Genomic DNA, 3,147 nt, shown 5'->3' with positions numbered 1-3,147 from the left:
GCCCCCCGGAAAACCGGTGTCCCGCGGCCCCCGCGCGTGGCGGAGACAGGGTGGCGGAGACAGGGTGGCGCAGGCACGCGTTACAGAGGCACGAGTTCGTCACAGGAACGTTCCTGCCGGAGGCCGTCCGGGCCCTGCCCTGGGAGCATCCCCGAGGGCCCGCACACGGTGCCCGTGGACGCGATCGATGGGGGTTTGCGATGAGCGCTCGGAGCGAGGACGCGGAGGCGCCGGCCCGTTCGCGGCGGCCGGGGTCGGTCGGCCACGCGGTGGTGCAGGGCCTGTTCCTCCTGGCGGGACTGGCCACCACCGTGCTCGCGTTCAGCTGGTTCCTCGACGCGAACGCGGTGGCGCGCGCCTACCGCGAGGCGCCCGTGTGCGGCTCGGCGGCGCACGCGCCCGGCGCGGACTGCGTGGTGCGCGAGCCCGGCAAGGTGACGGACCGGTACACCGTCGACGGTGACGGGACCTCCCACCAGGTGGTCGTGGCCCGCGGGACGGGCGCCGAGCAGGACTTCCTGGTCCTCCCCCGCTTCTACGCCGCCGTGAAGGTCGGCACGGACGTGGACGTGACGCTCTTCCGCGGGCGGGTGGCCGGGATCACCTACCAGGGGCAGCACGCCACGAACCCGGGCACGCCCTGGTCCGCCTCCCTCAAGGTGGCGATCCCGGTCCTGTTCGGAACGGCGCTCACGGTCATGGGCCTGACCTGGGCGAGGACACGCCGGAACGGGGCCGTGTTCGCCTTCGTCATCGCCGGCTTCACCGCCTCCTTCGCGTTCCTCGGCTGCCTCGGCCTCATACCGGAGCAGCTGCCGCCCGTCGCCCTCCTGGCCGGTCCGGTCGCCGTCTGGCTGTTCATGACCGCCTGCGGCGCGCTGGTCCTCCACGACGACTGACGGTCCCGGCCCCGCCGGACGCGCCGCCCTCGCGTCCGTCCGGTTCCTCCGCTGTTCAGCGGGGCGTGGCTCCGGCGATGATCTCCGACCAGACCCGGTCCCTACCGTCGTGGGCCACACCACTTCGGGAGCGAACATGCACGACATCCACGAGTCCGGGCACACGTGCGGGTGCCCGCGGACCGCCGACCTCGACGGCGACGGCCCGGCCGCGGCCGGGCGGCGGCGGTTCCTGCAAGGGGCGGGCCTGCTCGGCGCCGGGGCCGGAGCGGCCGGACTCGGTCTGCTCGGCGCGGCGGCGCCGGCGCAGGCGGCCGGTGCCGAGCCCGCCGGGGCCGAGCCGGGGAAGGCGAGGAGGACCGGGGCCAAGGGCAAGGGCCGCTGGCAGCCGGACCCGGACGCCCGGCGGTTCACCGTGGTCGTCATGCCCGACACCCAGTACCTGTTCGACCAGGACCGGATCCACCCCGCCCCGGTCGAGGCCTCGATCCGCTACGTGCTCGACGGCGGTGTCAACCGCGAGGACGGGACGGACGACAACATCGTCTTCCTGGCCCACCTCGGCGACGTCACCGAGAACGGCCTGCCCGCCGAGTTCGCCGCCGTCAGCAAGGTGTTCGGCCTGCTGGACGACGCCGGCGCGGCCTACGGCGTGCTCGCCGGCAACCACGACGTCCGTTCCTCGACGGACGACCGGCGCGGCAGCACCCCGTACCTGGAGACCTTCGGCAAGGAGCGCGCCGCCCGCACCTCCGGGTACCACAGCTCCAGCCCGGACGGCTACAACACCTGTCACGTCTTCAAGGCGGCCGGCCGCCCCTGGATGGTGCTCTCGCTGGACTGGCGGCTCTCGGACGCGGGCTTCGCCTGGGCCAACGCGGTGATCGCCGCCAACCCGAAGGTCCCGGTCATCCTGACCACCCACGACCTGGCGTACGCCGACGACGGCGGCCGGGCCGAGCTGTCCGGCTACGGCCGGAAGCTCTGGGACCAGCTGATCAGCGGCAACGACCAGATCTTCCTCACCGTCAACGGCCACTACTGGCCGCCCGGCCGGACCGTGCTGCGGAACAGGGCCGGCAACGACGTCCACGTCCACATCACCAACTACCAGGACCGCTACTACGGCGGCGCCGCGATGATCCGGGCCTACCGCTTCGACCTCGACCGGAACACCGTCGACGTGTCGACCTTCTCGCCGTGGATCCAGGAGATCGCGGCCGAGGAGCGCAACACCCTCGCGGCGCAGCAGGTCGAGCTGACCTCCGACGTGGACCGCTTCTCGCTGTCCGTCGACTTCGACCGCCGCTTCGCCGGCTTCGCCCCCGCCCCGCGGCGCCCGGCGCGCCGGCCGGCCGAACTGCTGGTCCGGGACACCGCGGCGTACTGGCGCTTCGACGGCGGCCGGGACGGCACGGCGGTCCCCGCGCAGCAGGTCGTCAAGGACCTCTCGGGCCAGGGCAACGACCTGCTGTGGCGCAGCGCGCCGGGCACCCCCGACGGCGCGCTCACCTGGTCCGCCGAGCACCACCCGGACCAGCCGGGCCACGGCAGCCTGCTGTTCCGGGGCACCAAGGGGCCGGTGCGCGGCAGCTACCTGGAGACGGCGCCCACCGCGCCGCTGAACCGGGAGACCTTCGAGCGCGGGTTCACCGTCGAGGCGTTCTGCAAGCTGCCCGCCGACTGGGACTCCGGGCAGAGCCGCTGGTCGTCCCTGCTCAGCCGGTGGGGAACGGCGGGCGAGGCCGGGCGCAGCGGTCCGGGGACCGACGCGGAGGAGCCGGTCGTGACGCTGAGCCTCTCCGAGGCGCCCGCCCTGCAGTGGTGCGTCTACCCGCTCAACCAGACCGGGGCGTCGACCTGCTGGGGTCACCAGCTGCCGCTGGACGCGTGGTGGCACGTCGCCGTCGTCAACGACGGGAAGCTCAGCCGGATGTACGTCGACGGCTGCGAGGTGGCCCGCAACCCGGCCACCCCGGCGGTGGGCCTGGCCACGCTGGGCCGGCCGTGGATGCTGGGCGGCTACGCGTACGCGGGGGTGCTGGACAAGGTGTTCCACGGACACATCGGGGACGTCCGGATCGTGAGGCGGGCGCTGCGGGTGCGGGACTTCATGACGGCCTGACGCCGGGTGGCCGGTGGTGCGGCGCAGGAAGTCGGCCGGTCCGACTTCTGTCTCTTATACACATCTCGGCGCCCGCTCCGCCCCGGGACCGCGCCCGGTGCACGGCCTCGGCCGCCGAGACCC

Annotated in this window: 2 protein-coding genes; both read left to right on the top strand. The window is 73.8% G+C overall.

Features of this window, described 5'->3' with window-relative positions; translation table 11 throughout:
• The first annotated feature begins 200 nt into the window (after positions 1-200).
• Complete coding sequence (locus ACFCX4_RS35605; protein ID WP_376151520.1) at positions 201-899, top strand: hypothetical protein; 699 nt, start codon at positions 201-203, stop codon at positions 897-899.
• Between the two features lie 136 nt (positions 900-1,035).
• Positions 1,036-3,024: a LamG-like jellyroll fold domain-containing protein gene (locus tag ACFCX4_RS35600; RefSeq protein WP_376151518.1), complete on the top strand. Its 1,989-nt coding sequence runs from the start codon at positions 1,036-1,038 to the stop codon at positions 3,022-3,024.
• Positions 3,025-3,147 lie beyond the last annotated feature (123 nt).

Source organism: Kitasatospora sp. NPDC056327 (assembly GCF_042261735.1).
In the GTDB taxonomy this organism is placed as follows: Bacteria; Actinomycetota; Actinomycetes; order Streptomycetales; family Streptomycetaceae; genus Kitasatospora.
Note: the sequence above shows the minus strand (reverse complement) of the source record. Positions and strands in the feature narration are given on the sequence as shown.